This window comes from Pseudomonas sp. PSPC2-3 (assembly GCF_049898265.1).
Lineage (GTDB): Bacteria > Pseudomonadota > Gammaproteobacteria > Pseudomonadales > Pseudomonadaceae > Aquipseudomonas > Aquipseudomonas veronii.
In genome coordinates, this window is the sequence record NZ_JAFCXJ010000008.1 from 19,699 (window position 1) to 34,242 (window position 14,544).

Here is a 14,544-nt window from a genome sequence, read left to right on the forward strand (position 1 = left end):
ATGTTCGATGCTTTGTTACGCATGCAACTGGGACCGATCGTCGAGCGCCTGGCGGAAATGGAGGCCCAGCTCGAAGACCTGTACCGACGCGCTGAAAGCTTTTGTCGGATCGGCATATGCCAGCAGGTCGACGCCGCCAGCAATACCTGCATCGTCAGCCACGGCGACTTGCTGACCCCGGCGATTGGTTTTTTCAACCCCAGCGCGGGGGCGCAGACCGAAACGCGCATCCCGTCAGTGGGCGAGCAATGTTTGTTGCTCAACTATGGCGGTGGGGAAGGCGCTGCGCAGTCAGTAGCGCTTTTCGGCCTCAACAGTAGCCTGTTTCCGCCGGTCTCCAGCGTTGCATCGTTGACCCGGCGCCGCCACCAGGACGGAACGCAAAGTGACTATGACGACGCCAGCCACACATTCAACTGGACCAACGGGCCCACCGTGTTCAGCGGTTCCCGCGAACAGGTCGAGGCGAAGGTCGGCGCTGCCACGTTGCAGATGAGCGCCAAGCACATCACCTTGCAACTCGGCGCCGTCGGTGTGCTGCTGGATGCCGGCGGCGTGCATTTGAGCGGCCCGCTGGTGGATCACCAAGGCCGCGTGATCAGCACCGCATAAGGATTTGCCATGATCGGAATCGATAGGAATACCGGGGCAGCGGTCGATGACTGGCTGCAATTCGTACAGCGTGCCACCCGAGCGCTGACCACCCCCGTGGGCACTCGCCAGAAGCGCCCGTTGTACGGCTCGCTGATCCCCCAACTGCTCGGGCAGAACCTCGGCGACGACCTCTTGATCCTCGCCCAGAGCCACGCCGCCAAAGCGTTCTACAACGTCGAGAACGGCATCGCCGACTTTCAACCCCAGGTCATCGTCGCCAGTCGCCAGGGCGCCGGTCTGTTGCTGCGGTTTGCCGGCACGTGGAAAAACCGCCAACAATCCTTCGAGGTCATGACATGAGCATGCTGATCCCTGGCCAGAACCAACTGGCGGAGCCGGCCATCATTGCCGTCGACGCGTTCGAGCCGTTGCTGGCGCAATTCAAGGCGTTCGTCATCGACTACGTCGCCGCCCGCGCGCCACAAAGTGCCGCCAAACTCAAGGTCAGCCTCGATAACGAAAGCGAACTGCTGAGTCTGGCCCTGGAAGCGTTTTGCGTGCGTCTGCAAACCCACGAACGCCAGTACAACGCACGCATCAAGCAGATGCTGGCGTGGTGGGCCACCGGCAGTAACCTCGACGCACGCCTGGCCGATATGGGCCTGGAGCGCCAGGTGCTGGACCCCGGCGACCCGGCGGCCTTCCCGCCGGTGCCGCCGACACTGGAAAGCGACGACGACGCACGCTTGCGCTATTACTTGGCGCCCCACGCGCCGGCGGCGGGTTCTCGCATGCAGTATCGCCGCGAGGTGTTCACCCTCGGCGAACGACCTGCGGTCAATGTAGAAAGCGCGACACCGGGTGTGGTCACGGTCACCTATACCTTCGACCCGGATGGCTACGCAGCTCAGGTCAAGGATGGCAGCGGCCGACGCACCGCCCCCGGTGAGGTGATGGTGACGGTGCTGTCCAGGGACGGCGATGGAACCGCTTCCGCCGATTTGCTTGACGGCGTGCGCAGACATTTCGCACGCCCCGATGTACGGCCGGAAACTGATCTCGTCACTGTCCAAAGTGCGCAGATCCAACGCTACAAGATTCGCGTGGTGGCCAAGATCAACGCCGGGCCGGACTCGGGCCTGACCCAAGTGGCCGCGCAACGCTTGCTGCAAACCTACGCCGAATCCTGTCACCGCCTGGAAGGGCGCGTCGACCCGAGCTGGATCGACTACGCCATCCACAGCGCCGGAGCGGCGCAGCTGCAAATCCTCGAACCGCTGGCACCGATTGTCTGCTCGGCGTTCCAGGCGCCGTATTGCACGGGTGTCGAGGTGGAGGTACGCACGCTATGAGTGAGCCCAAACCGAGTCTGTTGCCCGCCAATAGCTCACCGCTGGAAAAAGCGTTGGACCTGGGGTTTGGCAGGTTGCTCGAGCGGATCATGCCGCCGTTTCCGGCCTTGATGAACCCGCTGCAAACACCCTCCGAATTCCTTCCTTACCTGGCCGCCGACCGAGGCGTCAGCGAATGGGACGCGGATGCCAGCGAAACGGAAAAGCGCCTCACCGTGGGCTTGTCCTGGCAGATCCAGCGCCAGGCCGGCACGCCCAAGGCTTTGAGCTATGCGGTGGAGTCGCTGGGTTTCAGCCCCAACATCAGCGCCTGGTATCAACAGCGGCCGCAGGGCGTGCCTTACACCTTCGATGTGCAGGCGATCATCGGACGCAGTTGGTCCAGCGGTGACCATAACCGATTGATCCGCCGTATCAACGCCGCGAAGAGCGAGCGCGACCAGGCGACGATTACCGTGGTTCACCAGACACAAGCACGCCTTGGCCTGACCGCGATTGTCCACGCCCCGTTTAACGACAGCGAGTTAAGCCTGCAAGGCGCGTTACCCGAACTTGCCTTGGGCGCTCGACTTAACAGTGCTGGCGTTGCCCGGCACTACACCATTAACGACTACGACCTCAGGGCGCAGCCATGACAGATGACATTACGCGCCTGGTGCGCTTCACCTCCAAGGGTTTGGATGAAGTGCTGCAGGCAAAGAACCAGGGCTTGAAAGGCGAAATCACCCACATCGGCGCCGGCACCGGCCGCTACAACCCAGACGGCACGGAAGTGGCCTTGCGTGACGAGCGCCAGCGGGTGGCGATTGTGGATTACGAGGACTTGGGCGAGCGCCAACTCAGGATGGCCGCGCTGTTCGATGGCGATGGCGAGTATGAGATTGGTGAGTTCGGTTTTTACCTCGCCAGTGGGACGTTGTTGGCGGTGTATTCGGTAGCTGGGAAGTTGCTGACGTATAAAGCGGCGGCGGCTCGGGTGCTGCAGAAGTTCACGTTGGATGTTTCGCCGTTGCCGGCGGAGAGCGTGACGGTGGCGGTGGGATCTGAAAATTTGAATATCCTATTGATTGATGAGTTGGCTGCCATTTCCGCTGCAAATATCGACAATATGACTCGAGGTCTAAGTGTTCTATTTCGGGTGATGGCTTTGGAGGCGAAAGCTGGCGCGAGGTGAGTGTGGGGGCGGAGCTGAAAAGGTAAGCCTGCAACTAATGGCTTTAGCGTTGGTGGCGGTATTGAATGATGAGCTTGGAAGTTAACAGTAGAATAAGGAGATTAAATTTTGAGTGCAGAACAGCAAATTGCAGCGCTTGTAAGTGCTGCGAACGGTTTGACCGCTGCGGTAAATAATAAGGTTGCAGAGATTGATAGTTCAGTGTTGGCTGCGGTTCGCATGATTCCCAATATGTCGAGAGAGTTATTTGTCGATGCCGTGGATGGCAGCGATGTCGCGCTCGGTACGGCCTCGGCACCTTTGAAGACAATCGGCGAAGCAATGTCTAGGACGGGAACAGTACCCTATGTGATGATTAACTTGAAAGCCTCCCAGTCACATGAGTTTTCAGGCCAAAGTGAACAGTATTGCTATCGAGTAGTATCAAATAAGGTTGTCTTCGCACGTTGGGGGAGTGGTAGTAATCCTGTGTTCACTCCGAGAGTTGGTGAATTCTCGCCAGGCACCTCAAATCTGCACTTTATCTCGCTTGAGGGGGGCTCTGTTTACTATCGAGCAGTAGACATCGTTATGCCGACGGTCTTGAAGTCAGGAACTTCGGGTTGGTACTATTTTGGTTCGTCACTTTTCTATCGAGGTCACGGCCTGGAGTCGACAGTACAGGGGGTGGTTTCATTCTCGGGTTCAATACTTCGGTTGGGCGTAGGTAATATTTTTTACTCTGGGTATACGGCAAACTATCGTGTTGATATTAATATGACGACGATTGATACCGCTGTCTCAAATTCCTTTGCGGATCTCACAGGTGGCACGATGGTGCTCTCGACTATAGCCTCTACGATAACAGGGAGCAAAACGTGGGCGCATTTGATAAAGGGCGTAGTGCGTGACTCGCGTGGAAGCTTGTCCAATTTCCTTAGTAATATTGGCAGTGTTGTGGCGGATGGAGGGCAGCAATGATCAAGGAATTTAAATTTGGCGGTCAGACAACTTACAATGCTACCGCTCAGCAATTGTTGGATATGGGTTTTTTGCAGTCGGATATTGATGCTGCCTTAAAGGCGCAAGACATTGCCGATGTAGACTTTAATCGGCGCCTGGCTTATCGGACTGACTCTGATCCGCTTTATATGGAGTGGCAGTATGACCAGACCGAAACCAAAGAAAAAGAATGGCGTGCGAAGATAGCGGAAATCAAGGCCCGCTTCCCGTTGCCGGAACACAAATAGCCCCTCACCGCGAAAGCGGTTTTTTTTCGTCTCCCCAAAGCCCCTCCCGCAGGGGCTTTGGTGTTTTCCACCCGGAGAATTCAACACATGCCCACTCGCCAAACCTACACCGTCCTCATCCCATTCCCCATCGGCGCCGGCCATTGGTCCACCGCCGGCCAGGAACTGGAACTGCTGGACGTCGAAGCATCCGCCCTGCGCACCGCTGGCCGCTTGGAACTGACCAGCGTCCTCAATACCACCCCCAAGAAGGCTGAATAATCATGGCTGAGGTTTTGAACTTCGAGCACAACGGCATCACTGTGAACGCAACTGAGTCCCCCGAGGCCATGGGTGGCCTGGGGGATAACGTGATCGGCCTGGTCGGCACCGCGCCGAATGCCCACGCGTCGATCCCGAAAAATGCCCCGTTCCGCATCAACAGCTTCACCACCCAGGCGCTGCTGGACCCTACCGGCAGTGAGGCGGGCACGCTGTTTCAGGCGGTGTACCAGATCCTCAAAGTGGTCAAGGTACCGGTCTACGTGGTGATCGTGGAGGAGGGCGCCACCCCGGCTGACACGATCAACCATGTGATCGGCGGTAACGAACCGGTCACCGGGCGCAAACTTGGCCTGGCGGCCCTGAGCAGTGTGCCGGAAGACCTGACCATCATCGGCGCCCCAGGCTTCACCGGCACCAAGGCCGTGGCGAGCGAGTTCGCCGCCTTCGGCAAGCGCATCAAGGCCCGTGTGGTGCTGGATGGCAAGGACGCCTCTGTTGCCGATCAGGTGACCTACAGCGGCGAACTGGGCGGTGCCGATCTCGGTTTCGACCGCTGCCTGCTGGTACACAACATGCCGTCGGTGTACTCCAAGGCCGCGAAGAAGAATGTGTTTCTTTCGCCGTCGTCCCTGGCCATCGCTGCACTGGCCAAGGTCAAGCAGTGGGAAAGCCCGGGTAATCAGGTGACCTTCGCCGAGGACGTTTCCCGCGTGGTCGAGTACAACATTCTCGACACGTCCACCGAAGGCGACCTGCTCAACCGCTACGGCGTGAGCTACTACGCCCGCACCATCCTCGGCGGTTTTTCGCTGCTGGGTAACCGCTCCATCACCGGCAAGTTCATCAGCTACGTCGGCCTGGAAGACGCCATCAGCCGCAAGCTGGTCAAGGCCGGCCAGAAGGCCATGGCCAAGAACCTCACCAAGTCCTTCATGGACCAGGAGGTCAAGCGCATCAACGATTGGCTGCAAACCCTGGTCGCCGACGAAACCATCCCCGGCGGCAGTGTGTACCTGCACCCGGAGTTGAACAGTGTCGAGAAGTACAAGAACGGCACCTGGTTCATCGTTATCGACTACGGCCGCTATGCGCCCAATGAACACATGATTTATCAACTCAACGCCCGCGATGAAATCATCGAGCAGTTCCTGGAGGACGTTCTCTAATGTTTACCAACCGAGTCAGACAGGCCATTGCGGCCACCCTCCAAGGCCTGCCGCTGTCCGCGACCGTGGAAGAGTTCACCCCGCCGAAGATCGAGTTCGACATGGAGTCCATGTCCGGCGGGCGCTTCATTGCCGAGGAAATGGCCAGGAGCGGCAAAGTGCTCAACGCCAAGCTGATCCTGCAAGGCGCCGGCCCGGAAATCATGCTGGCCCTGGGCGTGCGGATGGGGGACGACATTCTGCTGAACGTGCGTGAAGCCGGCCAGGATCAGGACGGCAAGACCTACTTCACCTACCACACCGTGGGCGGCAAGCTCAAATCCCTGGAGGAGGCAAAGCTGAAGATGGGCGAGAAGGCCACCACCACGCTGGAGCTGTCCTGCCGCACCTATAACCGCCTGGAAAACGGCATTTCGGTGATCGACATCGACGTGCGTACCCAGAAGTTCGTCCTCAACGGCGTCGATATTCTGGGCGACGCCCGCCGCGCGGTGTTGATGCCGTAACCCCTCGGGGGCGGGCTCGCTCGCCCCCATACTTGACCAAGGAATTGCCCCATGGCCTGGATGCCACCGCTGCACCTCCTGCTGGCCCCGATCACCGCCGACACCGGCGCGACGATCGAGCAGGTGCAACTCAAACCGCTGTACTACGCCGCGCAAAAAGACGCGCTGGCCCGGGCCGGTGATGACGAGGACGACCAGTTCTTCGAACTGGCGAAACTCGCCACCGGCCTGTCGGAAAAAGAGCTCGACCAACTCAAGCGCCCGGACTACGTGAGCATCGCCCAATACGTACATGAGATGTCGACGCGCCCGGCGTCATTCTTCCTGCAAGCGCCCGAAGCTGCGACCCACGACCAGCCCGTCCACCTGCTGTTGCCCCTCGACGCGGCTGGCCGTACCTGGACCGAGCTGCCCCTGGAAATGCCCGCCCTGCGCGCGACCAAAGTGATGAAAAAACTCGCCACCAACAAAGAGCGCGCCGAGTTCATCACCGCCCACTGCACTGGCCTGATGATCCCCGACCTGGCCGGCCTGACCGTGCCTGACTGGACGGAATTGCAGGAGCGCATCGATGATTTTTTAAACAAACCGGCGGACTTCTTTCGGAGCGCGACATCGAAGTAATCCTCGACGTGGTGCCGCTGATTTACTCGGTCAATGAAGCGGAAATCCTCGACTGGGACGCCGGAAAAGCACTGCGCCGCTACGACATCGCGATCACTCGCCTTGGCGTCAAACAGGAGTAGAGCGGGATGCAAGAGACTCAATACGAGATCAGGCTCGCCGAAGAAGACAAGCGCTGGATGACCTTTGCGGCCCTGTCCAACGAGGCGACACTCAACAGTGTGCTGACCCCCCTTCCTGATAGTTTTGTCGGGCCTTCCAGCCTGGATGCCGAACCGCAGCCATCGTCGGAACTCGGCCTGGCGCTGGTCACGGTGAGCCTGGATATCAACGCCTTGACCCTTGAGCAAGTGCGGTTGCGCGAGACGTTGGAAACGCTCAACAGCACATTATTCATTACCAGTGATTCACTGGCGCTCAGGACGGTCGATAGCGCCTCGCAGGCGCAGAACAGTCAACCCAAGGAGCCGCCGCCGGCCGCCGACTCCTGGGTCGACAAAAGCCTGCAGTTCGGGGCCGATGCGGCGAAGACCATTGCCAAGGATGTGGGCTCGAGTTTGTGGGATACGGCCAAAAGCAGGGTCTCGGGCAAGGCCATTGATGCACTGGCGCAAAAGTTTCCCAAAGCCGGCAAGTGGCTTAAAGACGACAAAGACAAAGACAAAGACAAAGACAAAGACAAAGACAAGGACTGCTGCTGCTGCAGCGGCGAGTCTCTTCGTGGCGCCGTCACCCCGAGCATCATCTTGCCGCCTGGCTATGAGCGTTCTGGCGGGAAAAAGACTTCCGCGAAAAAAACCGCCAAGTCGACGCGGTGGCGGGAGTTGCCCGTCCCCCGTGGCCTCGGCCCGTTGAAGTATGCCGACACCGCCATCAATGTGATCCAGGGCATACGCGATGGCGACGCAAAAGCAGTCACCACCGGCCTGTCTACGGCCGGTGGTGCCTGGGCCGGCGCCTCTGCCGGCGCGGCCATCGGCACCCTGGTTTTGCCTGGCATCGGCACGGCTGTAGGCGGCGCAATCGGCGGCTTGCTCGGCAGCGAAGCGGGCGCTTGGCTTGGGGACAAACTGTTCAGCCCCGCTGACCGCCTGCCCGCACCCAATGCCGTCAGCAAGGAACTCAACAGCGCATGCACGGACAATGTGCAAGTCACCCTGGCCCCCAGCATCCAGATCACCGGCGTCAACCCCGCCGATGCCCAGCAGGTGGTCAATCAGGTGATCCAGGCTCTGCAATTCCAATGCCTGCCGATGCTCTCCGACACCCTCGGGGTTCGGCGCAATGCGGCACTGGCCGATCCAGGAGGTGATTGATGCGACAACAGATGGTGCTGGGCGATTTCATTTTTGGGCTCGCCCGTGGGTTTGCCTATTCCTCGCTGACCCGTAACAGCGACGGCGGCTGGGCTGACCTGACGATTATCGCGAGCAAACCGCAGTCGCGGCAGAACGGCCAGAAGCTGGAAAAACTCACCTTCAGCGGCACGGCGATGTACGGCGTGGGCATGCAACGCCTGGACGAGTTGCGCGCCCTGCAAAATCTACGCGTGCCGCTGCCACTGGTGGATGGCATTGGCCGCAACTGGGGCCTGTGGCGGATCAATTCGGTGATGGAAACCCAAAGCAACGTGATCGATGACGGTACCGCCATGCTCATGACCTGGAGCCTTGAATTGGAGGAATTCATCAATGCGTAGAGTGCGAAGTATTGCCGGTGATTCGGTCAACCTGCTGCTCTACCGCGAGCTGGGGCGTTGCGATGATGCCGCGGAAGAAACCCTCTGGCGCTTGAACCCCACGCTTGCCGAATACGGCCCGTTGCTGCCGGCTGGCGTGTGGGTGATCGTGCCCGAAATGGCTTCGCGGCCGGCGGCGTTGCGCCTCGTTTCGGCGTGGGATTAAGAAGGAGGCTACATGGCTCAGGGATTTACGCCAATTGTGGAGTTCTATGGCGCCAACGCGGCGCTGCTCAATCAACGTCTGATGCACTGGAGCCATACCGACGCGGCGGGCCTTGAGTCCGACCGCCTTGAACTGACGCTCAACATCGAGGGCCTGGAGGGCCTGCCCAGCCTGAGTGGCAAGATCGGTTTGCGCGTCGGTTATCAAGAGTCCGGCTTGGTGGAAAAAGGCGAATTTGTCATTACCCAGCGCACGCCGGTGCTGTTTCCCATGCGCTTGCTGATCGTCGCCACCGCGGCGCCATTCAGCGCGAGCGATGCCAGTGGTTACCGCCAGCGTCGATCCGCCAGTTATGGACCGATCACCCTGGGCGCGCTGTTTCGCCAGATGGTCAGCCGCCACGGCTATTCGCCGCGGGTGGCACCGGCGCTGGAGGGCATTGCGATTGCCCACATCGACCAATCCAATGAAAGCGACATGGCGTTCATCACCCGCCTTGCCAAACGTTATGGCGCCGTCACCAAACCGATCAACGAACTGTACGTGCTCGCCGAGGCCGGGCAGGTCAAGTCACTCTCCGGCCAGCAACTGCCGGACGTGACACTGTCGGTCACCGAGGACAATCGCCCCGGCGATCAAGCATTCATCACCGCCAAGCTCGACGAAACCTCGCGCGCCAAATACCAGGGCAGCCGCGTCACCTGGTGGGATGCCGCCGCGGGCAAGCAGCGGGTGGTTCAGGTCGGGGTTGCGCCCTTCAAGACCTTGCGTCAGCGCTGCCAGAACGAAGCCGAGGCGCGGGCGGTGGCTGAGGGTGAATTGCGCCGCGTGGGCCGTGAAGACCTCAAGCTGCAGATCGATTGTCCGGGGAACCCGCTGTTATCGGCCGAAGGGCTGTTGCTGTTGGATGACACCTGGCCTTCCTACATGCAGGGGCGCTGGTCGATTACCAAGGTGACGCATGTCGGCGATCCGGTGACGGGCTATCGCAGTTCGGTCACGGCCGGCGGGTTGTCGGCGTAGTACCTTTTACGGAGTAGGCACCATGCTGATAACACTGCCCCAGCTTCTTTACATCATGCCGGGCGCCCGCCTCAGCGCGAGCACTTTTCTATCCCCGTTAAATGCGGCATTCGCTTGCTACGCGATCGACAATCCGAAACGCCTCGCCGCCTGCCTCGCCCAAATTGGCCATGAATCCGGCGAATTGCGCTACGTCCGCGAACTGGGCAGCGATCAATACCTGAGCAAATACGACACCGGCATCCTGGCCGTTCGCCTGGGCAACACCCCCGAAGCCGACGGCGACGGTCAGAAGTACCGGGGCAGGGGGCTGATCCAGATTACCGGGCGTCGAAATTACCTGGCATGCAGCCAAGCGCTGTTTGGCGATGAGCGCCTGCTGCTGCAACCGGAACTGTTGGAACAGCCGCAATGGGCCGCCGAATCCGCCGCCTGGTTCTGGCAACGCAACGGCCTGAACGAACTGGCGGACAACGACCAGTTCACCACCATCACTCGGCGTATCAACGGCGGGCTCAACGGCCTGGAGGAGCGTTTGCGCTTGTGGACGCGTGCGAAGGCGGTGCTATGCGTTTCCTAGCGGCCTGGCGTCTGATCGGCGCGTGCCTGTTGAGCGCGCTCGTGTGGCAGGTGCAAGCCTGGCGTTATGGCGCGCAGCTCGAGGCGCAATCGGCGGCCCAGGCGCAGGCGCTCAGCCAGCAAAGCCAGGTAGCTTTGCGCCAGCAACAGGCGCAGCAGGACAAACGGCTGGCCCTGGAGCAACAACTCAGCGCCATTGACCAACAACATGCTCGGGAGTTGAGCGATGCACAACGTCATCAGGCCGCTCTGCGTGATCGCCTGGCCACTGCTGATGTGCGGTTGTCAGTCCTTCTCGACGCCAGCGACAGCGCCAGTGGTTGCGCAATGCCTGCCGCCACCGCCGCCGGCGGCGTGGTTCATGCAGCCACGCGAGCCCGACTTGACCCGGCGCATGCTCAGCGAATTATCGCCATCACCGACGACGCGGATAACGCCGTGATCGCCTTGCGCGCCTGTCAGGCGTATGTGCGGGCCATCGTGCGTTAGTGTCTTGATGCACGCTGCAACTTGCATGGCCGATGGGCTCATGTAGGGTAGGCCAATACCCGCTCACTCCAGGAGACCTCCGTGAAAGAAATCACCCAACTGGCCGCTGAACTGGGTCGCCGTCTACAGGTGCTCAATGCCCACGTCACCACCGCCGAGTCCTGTACCGGCGGCGGCATCGCCGAAGCCATCACGCGCATACCGGGGAGTTCGGCGTGGTTCGAGGCGGGATATGTCACCTATTCCAACCGGCAGAAAACTCGGCAGTTGGATGTGCCGGAGGCACTGTTCGGCAAAGTGGGGGCGGTCAGCCGCGAGGTGGTGGAGGCCATGGTCAGGGGCGCCCAGGAAAAAAGCCTGGCGCGCTTTGCCGTGGCGGTCAGCGGCGTGGCCGGGCCCGATGGCGGCTCGCCGGAAAAACCGGTGGGCACGGTATGGCTGGCGTTCGGCGTGGGTGACGAGGTCACGGCCGAGCGCCAGCACTTCCCCGGCAACCGCGATGAGGTCCGCCGACAAACGGTAAAGGCCGCGCTAGAGGGCTTGTTGCGACGAGCTGCAGCAGAAATAGAAAATCAGGGGTAGGCGATCTCCGATCTTTGTGGAACAATACTGTCTACTTATACAGGTGTTGGCCGTCAGGCCTTATTGATTACGTGAGGACTTTAATGGACGAGAACAAGAAGAAAGCCTTGGCTGCGGCCCTGGGTCAGATCGAACGTCAATTCGGCAAGGGTGCCGTAATGCGTATGGGCGATCACGACCGTCAGGCGATCCCGGCTATTTCCACTGGCTCTCTGGGTCTGGACATCGCGCTCGGCATTGGCGGCCTGCCAAAAGGCCGTATCGTTGAAATCTACGGTCCTGAATCTTCCGGTAAAACCACCCTGACGCTGTCGGTGATTGCCCAGGCGCAAAAGATGGGCGCGACCTGCGCGTTCGTCGACGCCGAGCACGCCCTGGACCCTGAATACGCCGGCAAGCTGGGCGTGAATGTTGACGACCTGCTGGTTTCCCAGCCGGACACCGGTGAGCAAGCCCTGGAAATCACCGACATGCTGGTGCGCTCCAACGCCATCGACGTGATCGTGGTCGACTCCGTGGCGGCCTTGGTGCCAAAAGCTGAAATCGAAGGCGAAATGGGCGACATGCACGTCGGCCTGCAGGCCCGTCTGATGTCCCAGGCGCTGCGTAAAATCACCGGTAACATCAAGAACGCCAACTGCCTGGTGATCTTCATCAACCAGATCCGGATGAAGATCGGCGTCATGTTCGGCAGCCCGGAAACCACCACCGGTGGTAACGCGCTGAAGTTCTACGCGTCGGTCCGTCTGGACATCCGCCGTACCGGCGCGGTGAAGGAAGGTGACGAGGTTGTCGGTAGCGAAACCCGCGTCAAAGTCGTTAAGAACAAAGTGGCCCCGCCATTCCGTCAGGCTGAGTTCCAGATCCTCTACGGCAAGGGTATCTACCTGAACGGCGAGATGATCGACCTGGGCGTGCTGCACGGTTTCGTCGAGAAATCCGGTGCCTGGTATGCCTACAACGGCAGCAAGATCGGTCAGGGCAAGGCCAACTCGGCCAAGTTCCTGGCGGACAACCCGGATGTTGCCGCCGCGCTTGAGAAGCAGATCCGCGACAAGCTGCTGACCCCCGCGCCGGACGTGAAAGCTGCAGCCAACCGTGCGCCGGTTGACGAAATGGAAGAAGTCGACACTGACGTCTGAACCAAACGATGACCGTTGTGCTGGATACACTCGTCGCCGTTCGGCGCACTGCGATGGACCTGCTCGCGCGTCGCGAGCATGGTCGAGTCGAACTGACGCGTAAACTGCGTCAGCGCGGTGCGTCCGCTGAGATGATCGACACTGCCCTCGACCGGTTGACGGAAGAAGGGCTGCTGTCGGAAGCCCGTTACCTCGAAAGTTTTGTGTCCTACCGAGCGCGCTCCGGCTACGGCCCGGCGCGAATTCGTGAAGAGCTGAGCCAGCGCGGCCTGCAACGCGCCGACATCGACCTTGCCCTGCGCGAGTGCGGTATCAGCTGGCAGTCACAGCTGGAAGATACCTGGCGTCGCAAGTTCTCTGGGCATCTTCCGATTGATGCCAGGGAACGCGCGAAACAAGGGCGCTTCCTGAGTTATCGCGGGTTTTCGATGGAAATGATCAACCGGTTGTTCAGCGGTCGGGACATGGACGACTGAACAACGCAAAAAATAAAAGGCCCGCTATGAAAATAGCGGGCCTTTTTTTTTGCTCAAAAATCACGCCGGCTCCGGCGCCACCCGTTGTTGTGTCTTGCCCTGAGCCTGCGCCCAGTTCTCCGGCAAGTTGATGTAGTCCACCAACTCCCGCAACCGGCCCTGATCACGCCCGTTGAAGTTGAACACCAGTCGCGTCAGATGACTGAACTGCGGCTCATCGTGCTCTTCTCCGGTGTAGGCGAGCTGCTGAAAGTCTCCACTCAGTCGCAGGCTGGCGAACTCTTTTTGCACCTGAGCCAGCGCCCGCTCACTGAGCGGATGATTCATGCGTATCACAAACTCACGCTTCAGCCAGCGAGTAGAGTGGAAGTTGGCATAGAACTGGTTGATCTCGTCTACCGCGGCTTCAGCGCTGTACACCAGGCGCATCAGCTTCAGGTCGGTGGGCAGCACATAGCGATTGGCTTCCAACTGGCTGCGGATAAAGTCCAGGGCGCCTTGCCAGAAACCGCCACCTGGCGCATTGAGTAACACCACCGGCACCAGTGGGCTCTTGCCGGTCTGGATCAGCGTCAGTACTTCAAGCGCTTCATCCAGGGTGCCGAAACCGCCGGGGCACAACACCAGCGCATCGGCCTCCTTGACGAAGAACAGCTTGCGCGTAAAGAAGAAGTGGAACGACAGCAGGTTCTCGGTGCCGTCGATGGTCGGGTTGGCATGCTGTTCGAACGGCAGGGTAATGTTGAAGCCCAGGCTGTGCTCCAGGCCGGCACCTTCGTGGGCGGCGGCCATGATCCCGCCGCCGCCGCCGGTGATCACCATCAGATCGGAGCGCGCCAGTGCCGCGCCCACTTCCCGGGCCAGGGCATAGAGCGGGCTTTCCACCGGCGTGCGCGCCGAGCCGAACACCGTCACTTTGCGCCGCCCCTTGAACTGTTCCAGCACGCGGAAGGCGTGGTCCAGTTCGCGGATGGCTTGCAAGGTGATTTTGGCGTTCCAGCGGCTGCGGTCGTCCTGTGCCATGCGTAGCGCGGTGAGGATCATGTCGCGATAAAGGGGGATATTCGGGCTGTTGGGTGCGATCAACTGGAGTTGAGCTTCGACCTGCTGCGTGAGGTCGACCCCGTTTGCTTCAAAATGCTGGAGCAGGCGGTCATTCGGTTCGTAAGGCATTCAACTTCTCCTTCTTCACAGAGCCTGGGCGGGCGGCGAAATGTTCGTCCGTGGCCACGACACTGCATGTGTCGCTGCATGCCCATGGCATTGCACAGTGTTCGCCAAGCGGCAAAGCGCGACTCTGTATGTTCCTTGTGATTTAAAAACCTTTGCACTGCACATGGCAGGAGGACAACTCTGTTTTGCCCTGAAAATGTTACAGAACAGCATGGGAACTGGGCTGAGCGGGTTGTGGGAATGAGACGATCATGGGCCGAAAAACCC

At 60.2% G+C, this 14,544-nt stretch carries 21 protein-coding genes; 20 read left to right on the forward strand and 1 reads right to left on the reverse strand.

Going from position 1 to position 14,544, the window contains the following annotated elements:
* The 20 genes from ACP7E3_RS18660 (at position 1) to recX (ending at position 13,104) form a co-directional block, all read left to right on the forward strand.
* Positions 1-612, forward strand: a complete 612-nt coding sequence (locus ACP7E3_RS18660; RefSeq protein ID WP_102617348.1) for a phage baseplate assembly protein V — start codon at positions 1-3, stop codon at positions 610-612.
* 9 nt (positions 613-621) lie between these two features.
* Entirely contained in the window at positions 622-954 is a 333-nt protein-coding gene (locus ACP7E3_RS18665) for a phage baseplate protein (protein WP_017844644.1), read from the forward strand.
* A complete protein-coding gene (locus ACP7E3_RS18670) occupies positions 951-1,946 on the forward strand; it encodes a baseplate J/gp47 family protein (protein WP_017844645.1) in 996 nt (331 codons plus the stop codon). The genes ACP7E3_RS18665 and ACP7E3_RS18670 overlap by 4 nt, the downstream gene beginning before the upstream one ends.
* Positions 1,943-2,581: a phage tail protein I gene (locus tag ACP7E3_RS18675; RefSeq protein ID WP_046384531.1), complete on the forward strand. Its 639-nt coding sequence runs from the start codon at positions 1,943-1,945 to the stop codon at positions 2,579-2,581. The genes ACP7E3_RS18670 and ACP7E3_RS18675 overlap by 4 nt, the downstream gene beginning before the upstream one ends.
* Complete coding sequence (locus ACP7E3_RS18680; RefSeq protein WP_128191536.1) at positions 2,578-3,120, forward strand: hypothetical protein; 543 nt, start codon at positions 2,578-2,580, stop codon at positions 3,118-3,120. The genes ACP7E3_RS18675 and ACP7E3_RS18680 overlap by 4 nt, the downstream gene beginning before the upstream one ends.
* Before the next feature lie 108 nt (positions 3,121-3,228).
* Positions 3,229-4,080, forward strand: a complete 852-nt coding sequence (locus tag ACP7E3_RS18685; protein ID WP_128191535.1) for a hypothetical protein — start codon at positions 3,229-3,231, stop codon at positions 4,078-4,080.
* Positions 4,077-4,349, forward strand: coding sequence for a hypothetical protein (locus ACP7E3_RS18690; protein ID WP_128191534.1), 273 nt, complete (start codon positions 4,077-4,079; stop codon positions 4,347-4,349). Before ACP7E3_RS18685 ends, ACP7E3_RS18690 begins: the two co-directional genes overlap by 4 nt.
* Before the next feature lie 87 nt (positions 4,350-4,436).
* The gene (locus ACP7E3_RS18695; protein WP_169796396.1) at positions 4,437-4,610 is read left to right on the forward strand and encodes a hypothetical protein; all 174 of its coding nucleotides are present in this window, start codon (positions 4,437-4,439) and stop codon (positions 4,608-4,610) included.
* A gap of 2 nt (positions 4,611-4,612) precedes the next feature.
* Positions 4,613-5,779, forward strand: a complete 1,167-nt coding sequence (locus ACP7E3_RS18700) for a tail protein (RefSeq protein WP_017844650.1) — start codon at positions 4,613-4,615, stop codon at positions 5,777-5,779.
* Positions 5,779-6,285 carry a phage major tail tube protein gene (locus tag ACP7E3_RS18705; RefSeq protein WP_426124026.1) on the forward strand — a complete coding sequence of 169 codons (507 nt, stop codon included), beginning with the start codon at positions 5,779-5,781 and terminating at the stop codon, positions 6,283-6,285. The genes ACP7E3_RS18700 and ACP7E3_RS18705 overlap by 1 nt, the downstream gene beginning before the upstream one ends.
* Before the next feature lie 51 nt (positions 6,286-6,336).
* Positions 6,337-6,909 carry a phage tail assembly protein gene (locus ACP7E3_RS18710; RefSeq protein ID WP_046384528.1) on the forward strand — a complete coding sequence of 191 codons (573 nt, stop codon included), beginning with the start codon at positions 6,337-6,339 and terminating at the stop codon, positions 6,907-6,909.
* 128 nt (positions 6,910-7,037) lie between these two features.
* Positions 7,038-8,225 (forward strand): hypothetical protein, encoded by a 1,188-nt coding sequence (locus tag ACP7E3_RS18715; protein WP_426124028.1) that lies wholly within the window; start codon positions 7,038-7,040, stop codon positions 8,223-8,225.
* Positions 8,225-8,608: a phage tail protein gene (locus ACP7E3_RS18720; protein ID WP_057005808.1), complete on the forward strand. Its 384-nt coding sequence runs from the start codon at positions 8,225-8,227 to the stop codon at positions 8,606-8,608. Before ACP7E3_RS18715 ends, ACP7E3_RS18720 begins: the two co-directional genes overlap by 1 nt.
* Positions 8,601-8,813, forward strand: coding sequence for a tail protein X (locus ACP7E3_RS18725; RefSeq protein ID WP_057005807.1), 213 nt, complete (start codon positions 8,601-8,603; stop codon positions 8,811-8,813). Before ACP7E3_RS18720 ends, ACP7E3_RS18725 begins: the two co-directional genes overlap by 8 nt.
* A 12-nt stretch (positions 8,814-8,825) precedes the next feature.
* Complete coding sequence (locus tag ACP7E3_RS18730; RefSeq protein WP_057005806.1) at positions 8,826-9,836, forward strand: contractile injection system protein, VgrG/Pvc8 family; 1,011 nt, start codon at positions 8,826-8,828, stop codon at positions 9,834-9,836.
* A gap of 22 nt (positions 9,837-9,858) precedes the next feature.
* Positions 9,859-10,416, forward strand: a complete 558-nt coding sequence (locus ACP7E3_RS18735; protein WP_426124031.1) for a glycoside hydrolase family 19 protein — start codon at positions 9,859-9,861, stop codon at positions 10,414-10,416.
* Positions 10,404-10,904 (forward strand): lysis system i-spanin subunit Rz, encoded by a 501-nt coding sequence (locus ACP7E3_RS18740; RefSeq protein ID WP_426124033.1) that lies wholly within the window; start codon positions 10,404-10,406, stop codon positions 10,902-10,904. The genes ACP7E3_RS18735 and ACP7E3_RS18740 overlap by 13 nt, the downstream gene beginning before the upstream one ends.
* An 81-nt stretch (positions 10,905-10,985) precedes the next feature.
* Complete coding sequence (locus ACP7E3_RS18745; RefSeq protein WP_017844660.1) at positions 10,986-11,486, forward strand: CinA family protein; 501 nt, start codon at positions 10,986-10,988, stop codon at positions 11,484-11,486.
* Positions 11,487-11,569: 83 nt separating this feature from the next.
* Positions 11,570-12,628 carry a recombinase RecA gene (gene recA / locus ACP7E3_RS18750; RefSeq protein WP_017844661.1) on the forward strand — a complete coding sequence of 353 codons (1,059 nt, stop codon included), beginning with the start codon at positions 11,570-11,572 and terminating at the stop codon, positions 12,626-12,628.
* Between the two features lie 8 nt (positions 12,629-12,636).
* Positions 12,637-13,104 (forward strand): recombination regulator RecX, encoded by a 468-nt coding sequence (gene recX / locus ACP7E3_RS18755; RefSeq protein ID WP_017844662.1) that lies wholly within the window; start codon positions 12,637-12,639, stop codon positions 13,102-13,104.
* Positions 13,105-13,164: 60 nt separating this feature from the next.
* On the opposite strand, the gene ACP7E3_RS18760 is transcribed toward recX, so the two are convergent.
* Positions 13,165-14,277, reverse strand: a complete 1,113-nt coding sequence (locus ACP7E3_RS18760) for a TIGR00730 family Rossman fold protein (protein ID WP_426124036.1) — start codon at positions 14,275-14,277, stop codon at positions 13,165-13,167.
* Between the last annotated feature and the right edge of the window lie 267 nt (positions 14,278-14,544).